The 21240-nt window shown below is 64.9% G+C and carries 20 protein-coding genes; 5 read left to right on the top strand and 15 right to left on the bottom strand.

Annotated features, from left to right (window positions below):
• From ABQE89_RS24680 to ABQE89_RS24665, 4 genes are all read right to left on the bottom strand, one after another.
• Nucleotides 1-1131 (bottom strand): LLM class flavin-dependent oxidoreductase, encoded by a 1131-nt coding sequence (locus ABQE89_RS24680; RefSeq protein WP_448421593.1) that lies wholly within the window; start codon nt 1129-1131, stop codon nt 1-3.
• A gap of 110 nt (nt 1132-1241) precedes the next feature.
• Entirely contained in the window at nt 1242-2186 is a 945-nt protein-coding gene (locus tag ABQE89_RS24675; protein WP_448421591.1) for a LipP1 family hormone-sensitive lipase, read from the bottom strand.
• Between the two features lie 30 nt (nt 2187-2216).
• Nucleotides 2217-2612 (bottom strand): Rid family hydrolase, encoded by a 396-nt coding sequence (locus ABQE89_RS24670; RefSeq protein WP_448421589.1) that lies wholly within the window; start codon nt 2610-2612, stop codon nt 2217-2219.
• Nucleotides 2593-4056 (bottom strand): amidase, encoded by a 1464-nt coding sequence (locus ABQE89_RS24665; RefSeq protein WP_448421587.1) that lies wholly within the window; start codon nt 4054-4056, stop codon nt 2593-2595. The genes ABQE89_RS24670 and ABQE89_RS24665 overlap by 20 nt, the downstream gene beginning before the upstream one ends.
• 247 nt (nt 4057-4303) lie before the next feature.
• Here ABQE89_RS24665 and ABQE89_RS24660 point away from each other — a divergent pair, with 247 nt between their 5' ends.
• Entirely contained in the window at nt 4304-4894 is a 591-nt protein-coding gene (locus tag ABQE89_RS24660; RefSeq protein WP_448421585.1) for a TetR/AcrR family transcriptional regulator, read from the top strand.
• Between the two features lie 20 nt (nt 4895-4914).
• On the opposite strand, the gene ABQE89_RS24655 is transcribed toward ABQE89_RS24660, so the two are convergent.
• Nucleotides 4915-6786 (bottom strand): propionyl-CoA synthetase, encoded by a 1872-nt coding sequence (locus ABQE89_RS24655; RefSeq protein WP_448421583.1) that lies wholly within the window; start codon nt 6784-6786, stop codon nt 4915-4917.
• 174 nt (nt 6787-6960) lie between these two features.
• Here ABQE89_RS24655 and ABQE89_RS24650 point away from each other — a divergent pair, with 174 nt between their 5' ends.
• The gene (locus tag ABQE89_RS24650; protein WP_448421581.1) at nt 6961-7272 is read left to right on the top strand and encodes an EthD family reductase; all 312 of its coding nucleotides are present in this window, start codon (nt 6961-6963) and stop codon (nt 7270-7272) included.
• Here ABQE89_RS24650 and ABQE89_RS24645 read toward each other — a convergent pair.
• From ABQE89_RS24645 to ABQE89_RS24600, 10 genes are read right to left on the bottom strand one after another with little or no spacing between them, the layout of a single operon-like run.
• Entirely contained in the window at nt 7269-7703 is a 435-nt protein-coding gene (locus ABQE89_RS24645; RefSeq protein ID WP_448421579.1) for a hypothetical protein, read from the bottom strand. The genes ABQE89_RS24650 and ABQE89_RS24645 overlap by 4 nt on opposite strands.
• Before the next feature lie 47 nt (nt 7704-7750).
• Nucleotides 7751-8302, bottom strand: a complete 552-nt coding sequence (locus ABQE89_RS24640; protein ID WP_448421577.1) for an Rv1363c family protein — start codon at nt 8300-8302, stop codon at nt 7751-7753.
• Nucleotides 8266-9759 carry an MCE family protein gene (locus tag ABQE89_RS24635; RefSeq protein ID WP_448421575.1) on the bottom strand — a complete coding sequence of 498 codons (1494 nt, stop codon included), beginning with the start codon at nt 9757-9759 and terminating at the stop codon, nt 8266-8268. The genes ABQE89_RS24640 and ABQE89_RS24635 overlap by 37 nt, the downstream gene beginning before the upstream one ends.
• A 1-nt stretch (nt 9760) precedes the next feature.
• Nucleotides 9761-10930, bottom strand: a complete 1170-nt coding sequence (locus ABQE89_RS24630; RefSeq protein ID WP_448421573.1) for an MCE family protein — start codon at nt 10928-10930, stop codon at nt 9761-9763.
• Complete coding sequence (locus tag ABQE89_RS24625) at nt 10927-12288, bottom strand: MCE family protein (RefSeq protein ID WP_448421572.1); 1362 nt, start codon at nt 12286-12288, stop codon at nt 10927-10929. Before ABQE89_RS24625 ends, ABQE89_RS24630 begins: the two co-directional genes overlap by 4 nt.
• Nucleotides 12285-13598, bottom strand: coding sequence for an MCE family protein (locus ABQE89_RS24620; protein ID WP_448421570.1), 1314 nt, complete (start codon nt 13596-13598; stop codon nt 12285-12287). Before ABQE89_RS24620 ends, ABQE89_RS24625 begins: the two co-directional genes overlap by 4 nt.
• Entirely contained in the window at nt 13595-14623 is a 1029-nt protein-coding gene (locus tag ABQE89_RS24615) for an MCE family protein (RefSeq protein WP_448421568.1), read from the bottom strand. Before ABQE89_RS24615 ends, ABQE89_RS24620 begins: the two co-directional genes overlap by 4 nt.
• A 40-nt stretch (nt 14624-14663) precedes the next feature.
• Nucleotides 14664-16103, bottom strand: a complete 1440-nt coding sequence (locus ABQE89_RS24610) for an MCE family protein (protein ID WP_448421566.1) — start codon at nt 16101-16103, stop codon at nt 14664-14666.
• An 11-nt stretch (nt 16104-16114) separates the two neighbouring features.
• Nucleotides 16115-16975, bottom strand: coding sequence for an ABC transporter permease (locus ABQE89_RS24605; protein ID WP_448421564.1), 861 nt, complete (start codon nt 16973-16975; stop codon nt 16115-16117).
• On the bottom strand, nt 16972-17793 hold the full coding sequence (locus ABQE89_RS24600; protein WP_448421562.1) for an MlaE family ABC transporter permease: 822 nt from the start codon (nt 17791-17793) through the stop codon (nt 16972-16974). The genes ABQE89_RS24605 and ABQE89_RS24600 overlap by 4 nt, the downstream gene beginning before the upstream one ends.
• A 722-nt stretch (nt 17794-18515) precedes the next feature.
• Here ABQE89_RS24600 and ABQE89_RS24595 point away from each other — a divergent pair.
• The 3 genes from ABQE89_RS24595 to ABQE89_RS24585 all read left to right on the top strand — a co-directional run bounded on the left by ABQE89_RS24595 (nt 18516) and on the right by ABQE89_RS24585 (nt 20933).
• Entirely contained in the window at nt 18516-18917 is a 402-nt protein-coding gene (locus tag ABQE89_RS24595) for a DUF2628 domain-containing protein (RefSeq protein WP_448421560.1), read from the top strand.
• A 269-nt stretch (nt 18918-19186) separates the two neighbouring features.
• Nucleotides 19187-20029: a hypothetical protein gene (locus ABQE89_RS24590; protein ID WP_448421558.1), complete on the top strand. Its 843-nt coding sequence runs from the start codon at nt 19187-19189 to the stop codon at nt 20027-20029.
• Between the two features lie 16 nt (nt 20030-20045).
• Nucleotides 20046-20933 carry a hypothetical protein gene (locus tag ABQE89_RS24585; RefSeq protein ID WP_448421556.1) on the top strand — a complete coding sequence of 296 codons (888 nt, stop codon included), beginning with the start codon at nt 20046-20048 and terminating at the stop codon, nt 20931-20933.
• The last annotated feature ends 307 nt before the right edge of the window (nt 20934-21240 follow it).

Below are 21240 nucleotides of genomic sequence, written 5' to 3'. Positions count from 1 at the left end.
TTAGATCAGGTACTGCGGCACGCTTTCCAATTTCATGTCGGTCACATACTGGCTCGGCGTCACCGCGGCGCTGGGCATCCGGAGCGTGGGGATGACATACTTTCCGATCATCTCGATCGTCCGCATGTTCTCTTCATACCCGAGGCCGTCGACTCGGAAGATCACCTCGTCGTAACCGAGCGCTTCGAGTCGGCGGATCGTCTCGATGAACCGGTCGGGACCCCCCGCCAGCACAGTCGGCGACGCATCCATCATGAAGTCGAGATCCTCTCGCTTCTGGTACAACGTCTCGATTCGAGCCAGGTCCGCGTAGCTCTGGTCACGCTTGGCGAGCGCGGTGTACATCTGATGGCACACCACGAGCACACCTTGCGCCACATGCGCGGCATTGCGCTTGGCCCGTTGTGGATCCTCATCGCAGGCCGTGGTCATCACGACGAAGCCGAGCGATTCACTGGCCGGGTAGGCCGCGAACGGCGTTGGGTCCGCCGCTGCCTTCCGGTACAGTTTCGCGCACTCTTCGACATACTCCCAGCCTGCGTAGTTGTCGGTCATGATGACGCCAAGACCGAACTCGCCTGCCATCGTGAAGGTTTCCCTACTCGACGCCGCCATTGATACCGGAAACATCGGGCGATAGAGGCGCGGGGTCACGCTCCGCGACGGGAACTGGTAGTAGTCACCGTTGAACTCGACCGGGTCCTCGGTCAACGCGCGCACGGTCAACTCGACACCCTCACGCCACTGTCCCCTGGTCTCCGACGCCGAGACCTGGAAGGCGTCGATGGTTCCCGGATTGTTGGAGCGAGCGGTGCAGAACTCAACCCGTCCGTTGGAGAGGATGTCGAGCGTCGCAAGGCGTTCCGCGACCCGGATCGGGTGGTTGAACTTCAACATCACGATCGACATCAGACGCAGTTTGATCGTCTTGGTGCGCGCCGCGACGTAGGAGTACAAGGTTTCCGGTGCCGACACCGAGGCCACCGACGGATGGAAGTGCTGCTCTGACGTCCCCCAGAAATCGAAGCCGACCTCCTCAGCCAGCACGGCCTCGTCCACCAGTTCGTGGTAGCGGTGGAAGTGGGTCAAACCTTCAGGTGTGTCACCCTCGCAGATAAGACCAAACCGCATCGCAGGCTCCTCTCGAAGGAATTCGGGGGCGAGTTCGCGGGTCAACGTAACATGTTCGAAGGGGTCGAACAGGACCTGCGTTGACTCACCAAATTTGCCCGCGCCCTTGGTTATTCGTCCCTTTTCGGCGCGGTGAACACCTGCCGCGCCACGTCCTCGAGCACGGAACGACCGAGCGCGACGACCCCGGCCATCCAGCAGATGGCATGGACCGCACCGTCGACACGGCGCAGGGTGACAGAGACCCCGGCCTTCTCGAGTTGTTCGGCGTAGGCAATACCCTCGTCGCGGAGCGGATCGTATTCGCACACTGCGACAAACGCCGGTGGCAGCCCGGTGAGGTCGGCCGCTGTCAGAGGAGCCGCGTAGGGATTGTCGGCGTCGTCCGGCGAACTCAGATAGTGGTTCCAGAACCACTGCATGCTGTTGGTGGTCAGCAGATATCCCTGCGCATTCTCGACGTAGGAGGGAAACCGCTCGGGCCGGGGTGGCAGCATCGGCGGGTAGAGAAGCACCTGACGCGCGATGGCGGGGCCGTTTCGGTCGCGAGCCATGAGGGCCACTACGGCAGCGAGGTTCCCGCCGGCACTGTCTCCGCACACCGTGACGGCGGCGGGATCGGCGCCCAACTGTGCGGCGTGCCGCACCAACCACGCCGTGGCCTGGTAGCAATCCTCCGCGGGCGTCGGGAAGCGATGTTCGGGAGCCAGTCGGTAGCCGACGGCCGCGACAACAGCGCCGGCGGCATTGGCCAGCGAACGGCATGGTTTGTCGACCACCGTGAGGTCGCCGATCACCCACCCCCCGCCGTGGAAGTACACGACGAGCGGTAACGGATCTTGCGAAGCGGGGCGGTAGATGCGGACCTCGACCTCGCTTCCGGCGACCGCAACTTTCTCGGTCCATACCGTGTCGACATCCTCGGCGTCGCCCTGGAGGTCGATGAAGGCGTAGGCGGTTTCGCGGGCCTGGGTCACCGTCATCTCGTCGAAGGCCGGAAGACCCTGGGCGGCGAGGTCGTCGAGCAGTGCTTTGACTTCCGGATCCAAGGACATCTCATCGTCCTCCAGAGCAGTCGCTGGCCGTCATTGCCGGGTGAACGCCACCGCTTGAACCTCGACCAGCAACTCCGGGTAGAGCAGTCCGTGCACGCTGCAGACGAAACCCGCAGGCGTGCTGCCGGGCAGGATCTCGTCCTTGAGCGCCACGAACTCTTCTATCGCCTCGGTGAGCACGAGATCGTCCTGCGCCTTGTAGAAGATCATCATCTGCGCCAACGACGAGATTTCGAGACCGCCGGCGTCGAGGGTTTCCCGGATGTTTCGGAGAGCTTGTTCGGTCTGGGCTCGACGGCCTTCGACCACCTTCAGGTCGCGGTCCAGGCCCACCTGCCCGGCCAGGAATGCGATGCCGTTCTGGCTGGCGCCGAACACGAACCCGGGCACCAGGCCGCGCATGAAGTCAGGGTCGAATGTCTTCATGGAGACTTCCTCTTTCTGTAGTTCCACGATCGGATGTTGGACGCCGGTCGCTTGACCAGCAGTGTCGCTGCAGTGTGCCGGCGACCTGTATCAACAGGTCCTCTCGAAAGATCTCCGCGCCCAACTGCACCCCGACAGGCATTCCGTCGCCGGCGATCGCGACCGGAACGGTCATCGCCGGGGCGCCGGTGATGTTGTAGAGCACGCCTGCGGGGTAAGGGTCCAGACACTTGCGCACCCAGTCTTCGGCCGCGTAGTCGTCGTCGGCCAAGAATTCCCCGAGGGGTGGGGCGGTCTGAGTGGAGGTGGGACAGGCAAGCACATCCCACTCGGTCATGAAGTTCGCCATCGAGCGCGAAATCGTGTTGAAGACCGACTGGGCGGCGACGAGTTCCACCGCCGAGATCAGCCTGCCGGCCTCGGCGCATGCGATGGTTGTTCTCTCGAACGGGGCGTCCTGTAATCGTCGGATGTTCAAGGACTCGGCAAGAGGAACCACGGCTGCGGCGGTGCCCGCACACCAGATCGTGGTCGCCGCCTCGCAAAGCGCATCCCAATCCAGAGGTGGATCGACGATCTCGACGTGGTGTCCGGCATCGGCCAACACGGCCGCCACGTTGCTCATCGCCGCAGCGATGCCCTCACCCACGGGTGACGACGTCCATGCGCCCGACGCAACGGCTATCCGGAGGCTTGTCCCGTCGGCTTCGGCGATATCACGGTAACGGCCCGACGGGTCTGGGGCAGCGTACTTTTCGCCTGCCTCATTGCCGTGAAGTACGTCGAGGAACGCCGCGGTGTCGCGCACCGTACGGGTCAGGACGAACTCGACGGCATTGCCGAAAAACAGTTCAGCGACGTCCGGACCGATCGGGATTCGTCCCCGGCTGGGCTTGAGACCCACGACCCCGCAGTGCGCAGCCGGGATCCGTATCGAGCCCGCGCCGTCACTGGCGTGGGCGACGGGAACCACGCCGGCCGCCACGAGGGCCGCTGATCCCCCGCTGGAGCCACCGGCAGACCTGCTGCGGTCCCATGGATTTCGTACCGCGCCACCGAGCCGGGCTTCGGTGCTGGTGCTCAACCCGAACTCCGGTGTTCGGGTGGTGCCGATCGTGGCCAGTCCGGCCCGCCGGAACCGCTCCATCAGGATGGTGTCGTGCTCGTAGACCACCCCACCTGCGGGTACCCGGGAACCGGAGTGGACAGGGACACCGCGTGCGTGGCAGAGGATGTCCTTCAACACGAACGGGACGCCGGCGAACGGGCCGGCAGCGTCGAATTCCAGCGCTTGCGGGAAGGGCCCCTCGGTGAAGGCGTTCAGCTCGTCGCCGGCCTTTTGCGCCGCAGCGTAGGCGGCAGCCGCCACTTCCGCACGGCTGACATGGCCGCCCCGGATGAGCTCGGCCAACCCCAGCGCGTCATACGATGCGTAATCGTCCACAGCTGGTGGTCCTCCTGTCGACAGCGGATGGCACGGCTACGTGCTGGGTCGCCCTGAGCGCCAACTTACCCGCCGTTGACCAGCCGAACAGGACATGCGTTGACTCATCAATTTTGCCCGCGGACAACGACTTCCACGCACCAGACCTGACCAGCGCGGCCGTTCTGCGCATCTTGCGGTGCCCAGCCGAGGGGCATCTCGAACTCCGGCACCACACGATCAGCGTCGGGTGTAATAGGGTCTCAGCGTGGCAAAGCGTGTTGTCAAACCGACCGCGGAGGGCATCCGTCACGTCGCGCTGGATCTGTTCTCCACCCAGGGGTATGACCGAACGTCGATTCGCGAGATCGCAGACCGCGCGGGCATTCGCGGCTCGAGCATGTACAACCACTTCCCGTCCAAAGAAGCGATCCTGTGGGACCTGACCACGCAGGCCTTCGCCAAGCTCAACGAGTCATGGCGTACCGAATTGGACCGGCTGCCACCATCGGCCACCCCCACCGAGAGGTTGGTGGCGTTCGTCCGCGCAGATGTCCGCTACCACGCCCTGCATCGCGATGAGGCGTCGATCATCAACTCTCAGCACCGAAGTCTGACCTCAGACCATCAGGAACACTCGGTGAAGCTGCGCGCCGAATACGAGGCGATCCTCACCGGAATCGTGCATGAGTGTGGCGACGACTCCGCGACGGCTTCGCCCAGGACGAAACTTGTCATCTTCGCCATCCTGCAGATGTGTTCTGCGGTGGCGGGATGGTACCGACCGGACGGCCCGCTCGGCATCGACGAGATCTGCGACGTCTATGCCGGCTTCGCGTTGACACTCGTTTCGTCGTGATCCGGCGGGCAGCCACACCCCTATCTGCGCAGGATCGGTTTCAACGCCTCGACGACACCGGGATCTTCGATGGTGGACGGCAGCGGTTCGTCGTGACCCTCGGCGATGCTGCGCATGATCTTGCGTAAGATCTTGCCGGACCGGGTCTTCGGCAGTGCCGGCACCAGGTCGACGGTTTTGAAGTTCGCCACCGCACCGATGTCGTCGCGCACCGCCGCCACGAGTTCCTCGGTCAGGCCGTCCTCGGAGGCGCCGTCCTTGAGCACCACGAACCCGCGTGGCACCTGGCCCTTGATCTCGTCGGCGACGCCGATCACCGCGACCTCGGCGACCGAGGCGTGCTCCGCCAGCACCGCCTCGATGGTGCCGGTGGAAAGCCGGTGCCCGGCAACGTTGATCACATCGTCGATGCGGCCCATGACGAACAGGTAGCCGTCGTCGTCGAGGTAGCCGCCGTCGCCGGTCAGGTAGTGGCCCGGGTACTCCGTCAGATACCCCGCCCGGTAGCGGTCGTCGTTCCGCCACAGGGTCTGCAGGGTGCCAGGAGGTAGCGGCAGCCTGATACAGATCGCGCCGTCGGTACCCGGGTCCGCCTGTGCGCCGTCATGGTCGAGTATTCGTACGTCATAGCCGGGCATCGGCAGCGTCGGCGAGCCGGGCTTGATCGGGAGCGGTTCGATGCCCATCGGATTCGCGGCGATGGCCCAACCGGTCTCGGTCTGCCACCAGTGGTCCACCACTGGGATCCCCAGCTTTTCGGATGCCCACGCGTAGGTATCCGGATCGAGCCGCTCACCGGCCTGGAACAGATAACGCAGCCTGGACAGGTCGTAGCGGCCGATGTGGGCGCCGTCCGGGTCCTGTTTGCGGATCGCCCGGATGGCGGTCGGCGCGGTGAACAAGGCCTTGACGCCGTGTTCGGCGGCCACCCGCCAGTATGCGCCGGGATCCGGTGTACCGACCGGCTTTCCCTCGTAGAGAACGGTCGTCGCGCCCTGCAGCAACGGGGCGTACACGATGTAGGAATGCCCGACCACCCAGCCGATGTCGGAGGCTGCCCAGAACACGTCGCCGGGACCGATGTCGTAGATGTTGCGCATGCTCCACAGCAGCGCGACGGCGTGTCCACCGTTGTCGCGGACGACACCCTTGGGTGTGCCGGTGGTGCCCGAGGTGTAGAGCACGTAGAGCGGGTCGGTGGCCGCGACCGGTACCGGGGCGACCGGTTCCGCGTCGGCCAGCGCATCGGCCCAGTCGACGTCGCGGCCCGCCACCATCTCGGCGAGGCACTGCTCGCGCTGCAGGATCACGCAGCGGGTGGGTTGATGCGCGGTCATCCCCAGCGCGGCGTCGAGCATCGGCTTGTAGGGCACCACCCGCGACGGCTCCACACCGCATGACGCGGACACCACGACCTTGGGCGCGGCGTCGTCGATGCGGGCGGCCAGCTCGTGGGCGGCGAACCCGCCGAACACCACCGAGTGCACCGCGCCGAGGCGGGCACAGGCCAGCATCGCGACGATCGCCTCGGGCACCATCGGCATGTAGACGATGACGCGGTCCCCTTGGGCCACTCCCAGGTCACGCAGTGCCCCGGCGAATCGCGCCGTCCGGTCCAGCAGGTCGGCGTAGCTGATGCGACCTGTGGTGCCGGTGACGGGCGAGTCGTAGATGACCGCGTCCTGATCGCCGCGGCCGGCCGCGACGTGGCGGTCCAATGCGTTGGCGCAGGTGTTCATCTCCGCGCCTGGAAACCAGCGGTAGAACGGCGGATTGGAGTCGTCGAGGATCTGCTGCGGCGCTCTCGTCCAGGTGACCGCCTGCGCGGCCTCGGCCCAGAAACCCTCGGGATTCGCGATGCTGGATTCGTACAGTTCGCGGTAGCCACCCATGGGATAACGGTACCGCCGACGGCATGTCCAAGCCAGGTAATCCGTTGCCTCATTTGCGTGTGCAAAAGCGGGCAATCTCGAACAACCGATTCTCGAGCCGCACACGCCACTCCACGTCTCCCAGCTGCTAGGCTGACTCGGACCGTTTTCGCCCGAATTATCAGGAGTCTCAATATGTTTCGTGTTTCCGTGTGCTACGGCCATCCGGACGATCCCGCCGCATTCGATGCCTACTACACCGACACCCACATTCCACTCGCGCTGAAGGTTCCGTGCCTGAGTGGGCTCAGCGTCGGCAAATGCCACTCCATCGCGCCGGGGGAGGCAGCCCCCTATTACATGGTCGCCAGCCTGACCTTCGACACGGCCGAGGATCTGCAGACCGCATTGACTTCACCCGAGATGGCAGCCGCCAGTGCCGATGTCGCCAACTTCGCCACCGGTGGTGTCACGGTCTACAGCACCGAGGAAACGCAGAAGCTCTAGACCGGCTCGAAACCGGAAACCAGCCAGCGACCGCCGATCTTGTCCATCGTCACGCGAACCGTGGAGATGTTCTCGATCGGCGGTTCTGTGCCGACATTGGTGGTCTGGTTGACGAACAGCAGCGTCACCGCACGGTCCGGCTCTGCCGACACCGAAGCCGCAGCCGGCACGTCGGCGACAGCCGAGATGCGCTGCTGCTTGGCCCCGGGAATCACCACTTCGTCGATCAGGCGGGTGTAGTCGTCCAGGAACGTGCCGGTCAGCCGTTCCTTGGCGGCCCCGAGGTCTGCTTCGACGCTGTCCGGCTGGTAGGAAAGCATGGCCACGGTGGCGTCCCTGGCCGCCGCCACCGCTTGCGTGCCGGCCAGCTGCGAGCTGCGAGTCACCCCGTCCTGCCACTTCAGAAAACCCGCAGGCAGCGCCAACAGCATTGCCAGGCACGGTAATACGGCGTAGACGCTTATCCGTCGCAGCGCCCTCACGAGACGAACTCCACATTGGTGGCTTTCACGTCACCGTCGGCTTTCTCCAGGGATATCCGCATCCGCCACTGGCTTGAGGTTTCGCTGTCCGCGACGGGATTCCCGTCGTCGTCGACGGTCGAGGTGCGCACGGCGGCCACCACCAACACCACGGCGTTGCCCTCGGACTCCGACTCCAGCCCGACTTCGCTGATCGTGCCTTCCGATTTCGAACGCGCCTTCTTGACCACGTCGATGAAGTCGGCGCTTCGCTGTGAGAACTCCTCATGGAAGGAGCCCGCCGCGGAGTCGAGGACCCGCTCGACGTCGGCCTCGGCCTGCGCCCAGTCGATCGTCGTGAGGTTCTCGGCGACCTGTCGACCCGCCGCAACGAACATCTGCTGGTCGGCCTCAAAGGCCTGGCTTCGATGGTCACGGTAGGCCAGCCAACCCACCAACGCGGTCATGGCGAGCACCATCACCAGCGCGGCCGCCGCCGCCCGACGCGCACCTCGCGGCCCGACCATCTCGGTCAGTTCTCCGTCGGCGGTATCAGCATCTGTTGCCATGTTTGTTCGTCACCGTTCGCGAGGTTGGACTGGGTGCGCAACTGTCCGTCCGGACCGACGTAGGTTCCGGTCGCGGGATCGTATGCGGCTGACGGGATCGGCGTCGGCACAAAGTTGTTCGCCGATGCCGGTGGCTCACCCGGAGCGGGAGGCGCCGCCGGCGGTTCCTCACCGGGGCGGAACTGTGGGATGTCCTGTCCCGTCATCGTTGCGTTGGGATCGCCCTTCCAGTTCCAACCGTCGTTGAGCGGGATGTACTCTTCGTCGCTCTCGCACATCTTCACCGTCGGCGCGCGCTTGCCGGGTTTGGTCGCGCACGGGATGTTGCGCGCTCCGCGGACTGCGATGGGCGAGTCCTGCGGAACACGGCAATAGACGTCGCCGGGAGGCCGTCCCGGGGAGCCCTCGGGATCCTCGTACTGGGCCCACCGTTGTTGTTGGGCGGGGTAGAAGCCCGTCGTGCACGGTGGTGGCCAGTTCAGGTTCAGGTTGAAGCTCAAGTACATTCCGCGATGCAGATGCGGCTTGGCGTACCTGTTGGCCAGGTGCGAACCCTGCAGCGCCTGGGGCACGACCGGGACCAACGTCAGCACGCTTTCCAGGTGCGGGTGGTACGTGAGGGCAACCTCCCCCACGCTGACCAGGTTGGCCAGGATGGTCGGCAGCGTCGGCTGTAGCCGGTCGAACAACTGGCGGGCCTCATCGAGCGCCGCCGGGCCTTCCTGCAGGATGTTGCGCACCGCGGGGTCTGCCGACGCGAACTGCGTCTCGATCTCGGCGACGTTGCGGGTCCACGCCTGGACCGAGTCTGCGGTCTCGATCTGGCTGTCGAGGATCGGCTTGGCCTCGTCGATCACGGTGAGAATCGAGTCCAGGTTCTCCCGCGCACCGGTGGCCAGCGTGGTCATCCCGTCCACCACCCTGGACAGCTCGGGTCCGAGCCCACCGAAGGCGGTATAGGCCTCGTCCACAACCGTTTTCAGATCGTCGCGCGGGATCGCGTTCAGCCCACGATTGGTCGCGGCGAGCAACGCGTTGATATTGGGCGGCACCTCGACACGGTCCGCCGGTATCACGTCGCCGCCCTTCAGGACCGGTCCGCTGTCGCTGCGCGGGGTCAGTTCGACGAACTGTTCGCCGACCGCGCTCATGCTGCGCACCTCGGCGGTCAAGTCTGCGGGGATGTCGACGCCCTTGTCCAGCAGAAGCACCGCCTGGGCGCCGGCGTCGGTCAACGACACGTCTGTCACCCGGCCGACGGAGACCCCGCGGTAGGTGACGTCCGCGTTCGCATAGAGGGCACCGGAGTCCTGCAGTTGCAGGGTGACGTCGTACCGGTCGAACCCCAGCACCCGTGTCGGCAACTCCATGTACTGCACCAGCACGAACGAGATCGCCGTCACCGCAATGACACTGAATGCCGTCAGCTGGATTGCGAGCTTCCTGTCCAAACGCATATCACGGCCCCTGGTTGAACTGGTAGGGAGCGATCAGTGGGTTTCGGGCCGTGTACGGACTCGGCATCTGGCCGATGGTGCGGCCCCACTGCAGCTCCAACTCGGTGAGGGCACCCTCGAACCGGGTGCCGGTGAGCATGCCGGCGTCGATGCGGCTCAACGTCAGGTCGATGACCGCGGTCAGGTTGCCGTAGTCGCCGCGCATCCACTTGGTGAGCGTGCTCTTCGCGAACGGCGGCGCACCGAGGACATCGGTGGTGGCGACCAGGGCACCGGGGCCCGCGTCGGCGACCGACTGCAGCAGCGGACCGATGTCCTTGAGCTCGGTGACCAGATTGTCCTTGATCTGGTTCACGGAATCAGCGGTCAGCGCACTGAACTTGCCGACCTGAGTCAGTGCATCGGCGAGTATGTCGCGCTGATCCTTGACCACTTCGAGCGCATCCGGGATGGTTCTCAGCGCCTCGTCCAAGACGGCTTCCTCGTCGGCGAACTGAACCGCCAGACTGTTCAGACTTTCCGTCGCGGAGATGATGTCGCCCTTCTGGTCGTCGAGAAAGGCGATGAACGTGTCGAGCTCACCGATCAAGCTGCGCAGCTCGCCTTCGCGGCCGGTGAAGGCCGTACTGAGCGCCGTGGTGATGTCGTGGACGTGGCCCAGGCCCCCACCGTTGGTCACCAACGCCAACGCGCTCAGCGTCTCCTCGGTGGACGGGAACGCCGCCGTCGAGGCCAGTGGGATGACCGACCCGTCCTTGAGCTTTCCTTCCGGCTTGGCGTCGGTCGGCGGCGCGAGCTCGATGTGCATGGACCCCAGCAGGCTGGTCTGGCCCAGTCGGGCAGTGGCATTGGCCGGCAGGTCGACGTCGCCCTCCAGCGAGATGGTGAGCAACGCGTGCCAATCCTGGCGTTCGATCTTCTTGACGTTGCCGACGTTGACGTCCGCGACGCGCACCCGCGAGTTCATCCGCAGGTTCTGCACATCGGCCATCTGCACCTGGATGGTGTAGGAGTCCGGGCCCTGGCCCGCTCGGCCCGGCAGCGGAAGGGAGTTGAGCCCCTTGAAGTCCCGCAGGGAGCCGCACCCGGACAACGCCACCACGGCCAGAGTCAGAAGAAGCACCGTTCCCGCTCGGCCCCAGCGGGTTTTTCTGGCTACTGCTCGGATCATCCTTCACCCTCATCGCTGGTGGCGGGCAGCATCATTCCGCGTAGACCGGTCTCGGGGTCGGTCGGCAACGGCGGGCTGACCGCCAGATCGCGCCCCCAACCGAAGTAGTTGAACAGTTCGTTGGCCGGCGGCAGCGGGCCTTCGGGCGGCGGCGGCACGGCACGGAAGGGTTCGGTCGGCGCCGGTCCGGCCGGCGGAATGTAGTCCGGGCGCAGCCAGTCCTCGCTGTAGGTGACCTCGTTGGGGCGTGCCATGGGCCCGACGACCGGGTTGATGCCCAGCGGCGGGAAGTTGTACTGGCGGTTCTTGAAGATCGGCGCCATGTACTGGATGCAGCGCTTCGCCGATTCCGCGGCGCCCAATCGGGCCGCGGCCTCGACCGCCGAACAGATGAACTGCAGCGGATTGGCGAAGTTCTGCGCGGTGAGCACACCGGTGAAGGTGGCCTGGGCGGGTTGATAGAAGTTCTGGAAGTTCGCCAATGTCGAGGGCAGTACGTGCAGCAGTTGTTTGACGTCGTCGATGCTTTCGACCACCGAATCCGACACCGACACCAACCGGTCGGAGGTCGTGCCGATCGCGTCACGGTTCTCCGCCACGAAGCTGCTCACGTCGCCGACGACGTCGTTGAGGTTCGTCAGCGCGTATTCGAGTTCGTTCGGCTGGTTGACCAGCGGCTGGGTCACCGCGGCCAGGTCCCGATTCAACTGGGCGAGTGGGCCACTGCTGTCGCGCAACGCCTTGACGAGGGTGGCCACATTCTCGAACGTCCCGAACAGGTCGTCGCTGTGATCGTCGAGGGCGGCAAGCGCCTCGGACAGCGAGATCACCATCTTGCGCATGTCCGGGCCCTGGCCCCGCAGGTTGTCGGCGGCGGTGTTGACGAACGCGCCCAGGGTGCTGACGCCGCCGGGCTCGGTCGGTTGCAGTGTCTCGGTGAGCCTTTGGAGTTGCTCACGCAGGTCGTCGTACTCCAGCGGCACCGCGGTGCGTTCCTGCGGTATCACCGCTCCGTCGGCCATCACAGGCCCGCCGGTATAGGCCGGCGTCAGCTCCAGCTGGCGGACCGTGACCAGGCTCGGCGACAGGATCACCGCGTTTGCGTCCGCCGGCACCTGATGGTCGCTGTCATACCAGAACGAGATCTTGACCCGGTTGGGCTGCGGTTCGATCTTGTCGATCCTGCCCACCGGCACGCCGAGGAGCACCACCTGGTCGCCCTCGTACAGCCCGGTGGCGCGGTCGAAATAGGCGACGAGGTTGATGCGGCTCGTCGTGCGAGTCACCGCGACGATGCCGCCGACCAGCACGAGGGTCAGGGTCACCGCGACGACGATCATGAGATTGCGGCGGGTCACTGCCCTCTCCCCTCATCGAAAACCGGTGCGGTGACGCCATGCGGAACTTCCCGGCCGTCGTCGCTGGACTCCGCGGGCGGTCCCGGCGGTGGTCCACCGGGGGCCGGCGCTGGCGGTTCTTCCTTCAACGGGTAGCAACCCGCGTGCGGGACAACACATCCGCCGGTGTCGCCGGGATTGCCGGTGATGGCGTCCGGGACGGTCAGACGGGGTTCGCCACCCTGCCCGGTGCGCGGGAAGGGAACCGGCTGCGGCGGGGTGGCCTTCTGGCCGACCAGCGGGTCGTGCAGCTGCGAGGGCAGCAGCGTGGCCGGATCCAGACCGAGGTCGGAGAACGCCGCGTCGATGAACGGCTGGACGAATTGTCCGGGCAGCAGGTTGGCGACGTAGGCCTTGAAGAACGGTCCGGACGCCAGCGCCTCACCGAACGACAGCAGGTAGCTGTTCATGCCCTTGAGCGTCAGCTGTACTTCTTCGCGACGGTTCTCGACGACCTCGAGCACCTCGTTGAGCTTGTCCAGCGTGGGGCGCAGCGATGCGCGGTGCTCGGCGATGAAGCCCTTCAACTCCAGGGTGGCCGAGGACAGATTGCGGGCGATCTCGTCCAACGCCTGGCTCTCGGTCTTCAACTGGGCCAGCAGCGCATTCGCATTGCCCACCAGGTTGACCACCTTGTCGCCGCGTTCGGCGAGCACCGTGGTCACCTTCTTGGCGTCCCTCAACAGGTTTCGCAGCTGTTCGTCGCGCGCACCGATGGTTTCGGACAGCCGCGCCACACCTTGCACCGCGACTTTCAGAGCCGGCGGGGTGTCGGAGAACTCGTGGGAGAGCACCGCCAGCGAGTCAGATAGTTGGTCGGTGTCCAAACCGCTGATCGTCATCGACAGATCGCTCAGCGCCTCGGGCAGTTGGTAGGCGGGCGTGGTGCGCTCCAGGGGAATCGGCTCACTGAGCTGACCTTCTCCGCGCGGCGTGATCTCGAGCAGCTTGGCGCCCAGGACGGTCTTCATCTTGACTGCCGCCTCGGTCCGATCACCCAGCGGCACACCCTTGGCGACATTGAACTTCACCAGCACCCGTGGACCGTCGAGTTCGACGCTGGTCACCCGGCCGACCTCGGCGCCCGACACCTCGACGGGCGACTGCTCGGCCATCAGCCCGCCGGCCTGAGCAAGGTAGGCGGAGTACTCCTTTTCACCAGTGACCAGGGACAAGCCGCTGATGAACATGCTGGCGACGGTGATGACGACGACGGCGGCCAATCCGGCGATCGCTACGAAAATCGGGTCGCGGTCAGACAAGGATTTCATCGCGGTGTGCACCTCCCTGAACTCTGTTCGACCAATTTGACGTAGACGGGTTGGCCGCCCTTGCCGTTGAGCTTCAACAACACGTCACAGAAGTAGAAGGTGAAGAAGTCGCCGTACAGGCCCTGCCTGGTGAGCACGTCGTAGGTGGCCGGCAGCGTCGCCAGGTAGTCGTCGATGTACTCCTTCTCCTCCAACACCACCCCGCTGGTCCGGTCCACTTCGTGCACCACCTTCTTCAGCGGCTGGCGCGACTGCGACAGCATGTCCGCGATCGACTTGGCGGCCGCGTTCGCGTAAGCGACACCGTTGGTGATGTCCTGCTTGCGCGCTTCCAGGGTGTCGATGAGTTCCGCCAGCGAGTCAACGGTCTTGCCGAGCTGATCACCTTGGCTGCCAAGCGATCCGAGCACGGTATTCAGGTTGTTGATGACATCGCCGATCAACTTGTCGCGATCTGCCAGGGTGTGGGTCATGGCGGCGGCTTGGTTCAGCAACGAACCGATCGTCCCGCCCTGGCCCTGCAGCGCTTCGATCAGTTGTCCGGTGAGCGCGTTGACTTCGTCGGGGCTCAGCGCACGCAGCAACGGCCGGAAGCCGGTGACCACCGAATCGAGGTCCAGCGCGGGTGCGGTGCGGCTTATCGGGATGGTCCCGCCGGCGGGCAGCCGCTTGGTGGCACCCTCCCCTTCCTCCAACGCCAGGTAACGGCCGCCGATGAGGTCGTCGTAGCGGATGACGGCCCTGGTGCCCTCGGTCAGCACCACCGCCCGCTCCACGGAGAAGACGACGTGCACAGTGGTATCGGGCTGAACGTCAACCTTCTTGACCCGTCCCACTTCGACGCCGCCGATCCGTACGAACTCGTCCTTCTGCAACCCGGACACGTTCTTGAACACGGCGTTGTACGCATTCTCGTCGCCGAAGCGGAACTGCCCGAAGGTCGCGAACAGCAGCGCGATCGCCACAGCACTGACCGTGCTGTAGATGGCGACACGCCATGCCGTACTCGACATCTTGTCTTGCATCTGGTGACCTTTTCAGCGCTTCGTGGGGAGGTGGACCGCGTCAGTTACCCGGTAGATGTGGCACCGGTGTCGGTTGGATTCCTGCGGGCACTGCCGGCACCGACGGCTCCGATCCCGGTGGCGGCGGACCGGGCTCCGCCGGTCGCCCGGGCGGAGGTGCGGGCGGCAGGCCAGGCCACAGTGGGGCGCCGTCGGGCGCGTACAGCTTCGCGCCGTAGGGCGGTGCTCCCGGATAGGGGATCGGTCCGATGGCCGGCCCGCCGAAGTTGTTTCGCACACTGGGTGATTCGGGCACCGCGCGGGTGACCGGGAAGTAGTTCGCCCAGCCGGGGAAGCCGATGCCGGGGTTGGGCCGGACGTCGAGTCCGGTGCCGAATCCGGTGTTGGTGACCATATAGCGCACGGGCCAGTTGTCGGCCACGTCGGGCAACGAGCCGCAGCTGGGCGTGCCGCCGTAGCCACCCTTGGCACCGGTGATCGGAAGGTGATCGGGATAGCGGTAGGCGTCGTCACCGAACAGCAGCGCGGCGTCACCGATCATCGACTTGCCGGTGTAGCCGCCGAGCATGTCGGCCCAGCCGTGGTCGAGCAGGACCTCAAAGCCCTTGAGCGTGCAGGTGACAACGGGGTTGTACTTGTTGAGCAGACGTGTCGTCGGCTCCAGGATGTCGACGAGGTGGACCAGGTTGTCCTTGCTCGCACCGAGCAGGTTGATACCGCTGTTGGACAATCCGACCACGTTGAGCAGGAGCGCCTCGAGCTCAGTGGCATGCTCTTCGAAGGTGGTGGCGACCGTGGTGCCGGCGTCGAGGACAGTGACCAGGTTCTGCGCCGCGGCACTGTATGTGTCGGCGAAACCTTGCACGGACTTGATGTCGGCACTGATGGTTTCGCTGCGCGGGTTGAGCGCCAACAGCACTTCGTTGAAGTCGGTGACGGCCTCGCCCATCGCCTCACCCTTGCCACGGAAGCCCTCCCCCAGGGCCGACAGGACCGAGTTGAGTTTGGCCACGTCGATCTGGTCGAGGACGTCGACCAGGTTCTCCAACACCGAGTTCGCCTCGATGCTGACCTCACGAGCGGTCAGCATGTCGCCCGCGGCCAGCCGCTTGGGGCTCGGGTCGTCGGGCGCGATGAGCTCGATTGCCTTGTTGCCGAAGACAGTTGGCGCGGTGATCTGGGCCGTGGCGTTCTCCGGGATGTACTGCAGCTCGTTGTCGTACAACTCCAGCTGCAGCTGCACCGGATCGCCCGGCTGGATCGTGGCGACGCGGCCGATTTCGACGCCGCGGAACTTCACCTTCGCTTTGGGTTCCATCTGCAGACCCGAACGGTCGGTCGTGACGGTCACCCTGGCGTAGGACCGGAAGTCTCTGTTGAAGGACGTCTTGACGACGAATATCGTCCCGACGATCGCGGTGACCAAGAGCAGAGCCCAAAATGCGGGATGCACTCCCAAGGTGCGCTGATTTTCGTTCATTGCCTCTGCAGCTATCCCGATAGGTTGAAGTCGCCGGAGTATCCATAGGCCGCCAGCGAGAACAGGGCGACCAGAAACATGCCGACCGTCATCGCGGCACGGACCGCGCGCCCGGTCGCCTCCCCCACGCCGGTGGGGCCACCGGAGGCGTTGTAGCCGTTGTAGACGCTGATCAGCATGATGACCATCCCGATGGTGAACACCTGGATCAACATCCAGAGCGTGTCCGTGGGTTTGAGGAAGATCGCGAAGTAGTGGTCGTAGCCGCCCATCGACTGTCCGTATGTGACGCTGACGACGAACCTGCTGAGGATGACCGCGCCGATCAGCGACACGCAGCCCAACGGCACCGCGACGATCATCCCCGCCAGCACCCGGGTAGACCCCAGATACGCCAGCGAGCGGACCCCCATGACCTCGAGCGCGTCGATCTCGTCGTTGACCCGCATGGCGCCGAGTTGCGCGGTGGCAGCGGCGCCGACGGTGGCCGACAGTGCGCACGCGAAGAACATCGGAACAACCACGCGCACTTGGGCGAACGCGGCGAGGAAACCCGCGACCGCTTCCACACCGACGCCTGCCAATTGGGTGAACACCCAAATCGTCACGATGAACGAAACATTCATGACGACCGCGGCGGTGATCACGACGCTGCCGCCGATCAGGGCGAGCCGGCCGAGCGCGAGGCTCATATAGGCGACCAGACGGAGTATCTCCGATTTGTACCGGCGGATGGCCTCACCGAAAAGCAGCACCGTGCGGATGTAGAACGCGAATTGCTCGCCGAGATTGTTCCAGGCATTCACATAGCGCTGGGTGCTGTTGGTCAGCCGCGGAAACCGTGAACTGACGACTCTGGTCGTGTCGGTCACGTCGTCACCACCATCTGCGCGGTCAATGCGGTGATCACCGAGTTCAACAGCAACGTGCCGATGAACGACCAGACCACCGTCTCGACGACTCGGTTGCCCACGCCCTCCGGGCCGCCGGTCGCGCTGCTGCCCAGATAGCAGGCGATGGCGGCCGCGAGTGCGCCCATCAAAGGGGCCTTCACAAAGCAGACGACCATTACCGGCATGGCGACCAGAAGGGTCGCGTTGGAAGCCCAGGCACCCGGGGTGATATTGCTGATGTAGATCGAATAGAAATAGTGCAGAACCAGCGTTGAGACAATGGAAAATGAGGTGATTATCACCGCATTCACCATCATTGCCGCGACCCTGGGCGCGAATAGCCGCTGCGCCGGATTAATCCCCATTACTCGCATTGCGTCGAGTTCTTCTCGAACGGTGCGCGAACCGAGGTCGGCGCACATCGCGGTGGCGCTGGCACCACTGAGGACCAGGGCGGTGAGCAGTGGCACTGCCTGCCCCCACATGACGGCGGCGAAGCCGGCGCTGCTGATGTCGGCGCCGCCGAGTTCGCCGAAGAGTCCGTTGAAGAACATCGCGGCGACCATCCCGTAGGCGGCCGTCACCGCCAGGGCCGGTATCAACGAGACGCGGGCGATGAACCAGGTCTGGAGCAGGAACTCCGGCCAGGCGAATCGGGAGGTCACCCCGACTCTCGCGATGTCGAGCGTGAGCGCGAAGAACTTGCCCAGCTCGCCGAGGGGGCCGGCCACTGCCGGGGGCAGAGGCAGGCGGTCCGGCTGAGTTTCGGGTTCGGTGGGCGGCGCGGTGGCGACCATCAGCGGTCCTCGCCCGAGAGGTGACGGATCGGCTCACCCAGAAGCGTGGTCATTGCTCGCCGTCCCCCAGCTGCCGCTCGCGGCATCGAATGATGGGCAAATAATTGGCAGCCAGAAATGTGGGGCAAATTTCACGGTCAACTCCTAGCTGGTTTCCTCATCGTTGGGCAGAACGAACGGAAGTTTAACGTGCCGGCGTTTCCTGTCAAGATAGCTCGTGGCCTCATTAAAAATGTCTGTCTAGCTGCACCGATTGGCCGCCCGAAAAATGGCGTGAACCTGTGGATTCGGCTAGCTTTCAGGGGTGGATACATGTGTTTGACATTCCGTTCTACGCGCGGAAATTGTGGATGATTTCGCCAATACCTGTGGACGGGCTGGAGCAGACGAATTCTCCTTTGTGCAGACCGGGCAGCCGTTTCAGCAGGGCGAGATCGACGATCCGCGAGCAAACCTGTGGATCGATCGCGTGGCGGAACTCGCGCCTGGCGAGAAACCTGTGGACGGGCCCGGACGGGGGTTGGACAAAACCTGTGGACGACGGGGGCGGACGCGACGCGCCCGCCGATGGGTCTGGCGGTGTGCCGGGCAAGCGTGGGCACCGCAGTGCGCGTCGCTCGTCGGCCGCGGTGTCGGTTGGTTGCCGCACGAGCCGCAGCAACCGCCTCCGGGGCCAGATTTTGGTGCGTGGGGGTGGTCATCGGCGGCCATAGACTTTTTTCATGGCCCAACAGCAGAGCTACACCGATCTGGCGTCCTCATGGCAGCAGCGGTTCGCGTTCTATGACCGCTACGGCGTGCCGAATTCGACGCCGGAGAGCCGGGCGGCGTACCGACAGCTTCCGTTCGGCACCAAGATGCGGCTCACCGCGAACGGCTGGGCGTTCTTCTTCGGGCCGATCTACTTCTTCCTGAAAGGGATGTGGCGCAAGGGATTAGCGTTGTTGGCTATCGCCGTCGGCCTCGCCGTGGTCGTCCTCGGACTCGACACACCGGACGTCGTCGTTCGTATCGCGTCCCTCGTCGTGCCCGCAATCGCGATGACGACCGCCAACTACGCGTACTACCTCCACATCAGGGGCAGCCAGTCGTGGAACGTGTTCGAAGGACTCGGCCGAGGCTAGACACCGTCTGGCTTGCGCTTGGGGGTTCACGTGCGTCGAGTCTCGGGGTGCTATTCAAACGCTGTACGCAACGGATTGCGTCGTATCGATCGGTGGCCGAGCAGGCTGAACAATCCGTTCACGAAGTCATACTGCGGCGAGGGCGGTCTCCGGGCTGTCAGCTAACTCCATGCCCCGATTGAACACCGGGCCGCCGACAACGTCGAGTGGCCCTGTCGTTGTCGGTGGCCGGGTCTAGGGTCGCGGGCAGCGCGTTTCAAGGGGGGATCATGGCCGGGACTCAGGCGCATCGCGTGCACGTTGTCGTCGGGACGCCGTGGAAAGACGCCGTGATCAGTTGTCTGGACAGCAGGTCACCGTATCGGCCTTGGCCGTCGCTGCCGGATGTGCGTCGCGGTGACACGGTTGTCGTGGCGATCGATTCAGAGCCCCGGCTGGTGCTGACTCGGGTGGCGCGGGCCGGCCGCAAAGGTGTCGCAGGCGCGATCGCCGAGATTTCGGCGTGGTCTGTCGGACAAGCGGTGCCGGCGTCGGAGGTCGGGCTGGAGGATATCGACGGCCGCCACCTGCTCGTCGAGGGACCGGAGGCGGCGGAGTTTCTTCAGACGCTCGAGCAGCACGTGTTCGACATCGAGGACACGCCCAGTTTCGGTAGCTCATCGATGGCCGCCGCCCGCATCCTGCTGAGATCCGGTGGCAATTGCGCAGGTTGTGGCACCCGCTTCCGCTTGGCAGCAGAGAACGCACGTGATGCGGTCGGCGTCTGGACCGTCGAGTCACTGCAGTACCGTCCGCGCCAGGAGTCCGCGCTGGTCGAATCGGACGCCGACGACGATTGGGACCTGTATTTCCAGCCGCGTCCGCCGGCGATCCCGGTCGACTGGCCGGCCGCGCTGTGTCTGAACTGCCAATGGGCGATGCGCGCGTTCGATTCCTTCCTCGATTACCGGTTCTTCCGGCATCCGGTCTGCCCGGAGTGTGGTGGCCGCCAGACCCAGGCTGCGCTGTTCGGATTGCTCGACCCGTCCGCGCGGATCGCGCCGTGGAGAGACGCCCGGGGATGCTGTGTCCAAGAAGATATTTGGACGTGCACGTTGTGCTTGCACCGATGATGACGGCGGTGGCTCGATGACGGTGTGGTTGATCTTGGTGCTCGCGGGGTCTATCGCCTTGTGTGCGGTGGGTTGGCGGCGTTCGAGAGGAGGTCGTAAACGCGGCGCGATCGCGGACGACCCGAACGAGATACTGCAACGCGCCGAGCAGCAGCACCGGTGGGCCCAACTCGGCGACAGCAGAGGCGTCTACGGTCGAGAGGGCGCCAAGGTGATGGACAGCGTGTCACCTGAGCCACAAGGTGATTCCCCCACTGAGGCCGCAGGACCAACGGCCCAGATCACCTACACGGAGAAGGGGCTAGCGGAGTTGCTTGCGACGAAGCCGCCGTGCTGGCGATGGGTGGCTTTCGTCTCGGTGCTCCTGCAACGGCGCAATGCGGTGCAGTCGCGACTGCGCGACAGCGCTCTGTCCTATGGCCGTCCGACCGGCGAGCGCGTGCACAGCGGCGCCGAGATGGCGGCGATTGTGTACAACCGCATGGACGAGTTACTCGCTCTGGTCAATCGCGTGGAGACGTTCATGTCGACTCCGGCGTTCATGGGCGTGTTCGGCGATCCAGCCGACGAGGACACCGCCGACGCCGACGGCATCGTGCATACCGCCAACCGGCTGATGGACTATCACGACAGCTTCCTCGAGCTGGCGGAGCGGTGCCGTGGACTATCTGCTCCCGGTGAATATGCCAGCCTGATAGGTGATTTGGGCAAGCTGATGGACGTACCGTTGACAGGTTTCCGCGATTTCATCGATGAGCTCGCGCGAGTGGTCGGCGAGATGAGCGAGTTACTCCCGTATGCCAGCGGTACCTTCGACTTGGGCACGGTGGAGTTGCATATGGACGTCGACGACGTACTGCTTGATCGCATCACCGATGCCGCCGGGCGGGTCGCCCATGACTGATCCGACGGTCACCCACTTTCGCCGGGAGCGGAGCGAAAGTGTTGGCGGGCAGTGGCATTGGGTCACCCAAACGCCGAGTGGAGAGGTGGTCGGTGCCGGTCAGAAAGGCCACCGTCGACTCGACAACGCGCTACGTGAGTTCATCAGGCAGCGGAGCCATCCCGACTGGGTGCCCGACGCGGGGATGTTCGCCATGCCGCCGGGGTATTCGTTGCACAAGCGCAGCCCCGATCACTACGTAGTGATAAGCGCGCCCTAGCTACTTCGACCTGAAAAAGTCGCGGCGTGGCGAGGGGCCTAAAGGCCT

The sequence above is a fragment of the Mycolicibacterium sp. XJ1819 genome (assembly GCF_053483675.1).
The sequence above is the reverse complement of the archived record's forward strand: the minus strand, read 5'-3'. Positions and strand labels throughout refer to the sequence as shown.

Excerpts from the sequence above, each read along its gene's own strand:
- ABQE89_RS24680 (WP_448421593.1), bottom strand. The coding sequence starts at position 1,131 with ATGCGGTTTGGTCTTATCTGCGAGGGTGACACACCTGAAGGTTTGACC.
- ABQE89_RS24675 (WP_448421591.1), bottom strand. The coding sequence starts at position 2,186 with ATGTCCTTGGATCCGGAAGTCAAAGCACTGCTCGACGACCTCGCCGCC.
- ABQE89_RS24670 (WP_448421589.1), bottom strand. The coding sequence starts at position 2,612 with ATGAAGACATTCGACCCTGACTTCATGCGCGGCCTGGTGCCCGGGTTC.
- ABQE89_RS24655 (WP_448421583.1), bottom strand. The coding sequence starts at position 6,786 with ATGGGTGGCTACCGCGAACTGTACGAATCCAGCATCGCGAATCCCGAG.
- ABQE89_RS24650 (WP_448421581.1), top strand. The coding sequence starts at position 6,961 with ATGTTTCGTGTTTCCGTGTGCTACGGCCATCCGGACGATCCCGCCGCA.
- ABQE89_RS24645 (WP_448421579.1), bottom strand. The coding sequence starts at position 7,703 with ATGCTGTTGGCGCTGCCTGCGGGTTTTCTGAAGTGGCAGGACGGGGTG.
- ABQE89_RS24640 (WP_448421577.1), bottom strand. The coding sequence starts at position 8,302 with ATGGCAACAGATGCTGATACCGCCGACGGAGAACTGACCGAGATGGTC.
- ABQE89_RS24635 (WP_448421575.1), bottom strand. The coding sequence starts at position 9,759 with ATGCGTTTGGACAGGAAGCTCGCAATCCAGCTGACGGCATTCAGTGTC.
- ABQE89_RS24630 (WP_448421573.1), bottom strand. The coding sequence starts at position 10,930 with ATGATCCGAGCAGTAGCCAGAAAAACCCGCTGGGGCCGAGCGGGAACG.
- ABQE89_RS24620 (WP_448421570.1), bottom strand. The coding sequence starts at position 13,598 with ATGAAATCCTTGTCTGACCGCGACCCGATTTTCGTAGCGATCGCCGGA.
- ABQE89_RS24615 (WP_448421568.1), bottom strand. The coding sequence starts at position 14,623 with ATGCAAGACAAGATGTCGAGTACGGCATGGCGTGTCGCCATCTACAGC.
- ABQE89_RS24610 (WP_448421566.1), bottom strand. The coding sequence starts at position 16,103 with ATGAACGAAAATCAGCGCACCTTGGGAGTGCATCCCGCATTTTGGGCT.
- ABQE89_RS24600 (WP_448421562.1), bottom strand. The coding sequence starts at position 17,793 with ATGGTCGCCACCGCGCCGCCCACCGAACCCGAAACTCAGCCGGACCGC.
- ABQE89_RS24595 (WP_448421560.1), top strand. The coding sequence starts at position 18,516 with ATGGCCCAACAGCAGAGCTACACCGATCTGGCGTCCTCATGGCAGCAG.
- ABQE89_RS24590 (WP_448421558.1), top strand. The coding sequence starts at position 19,187 with ATGGCCGGGACTCAGGCGCATCGCGTGCACGTTGTCGTCGGGACGCCG.
- ABQE89_RS24585 (WP_448421556.1), top strand. The coding sequence starts at position 20,046 with ATGACGGTGTGGTTGATCTTGGTGCTCGCGGGGTCTATCGCCTTGTGT.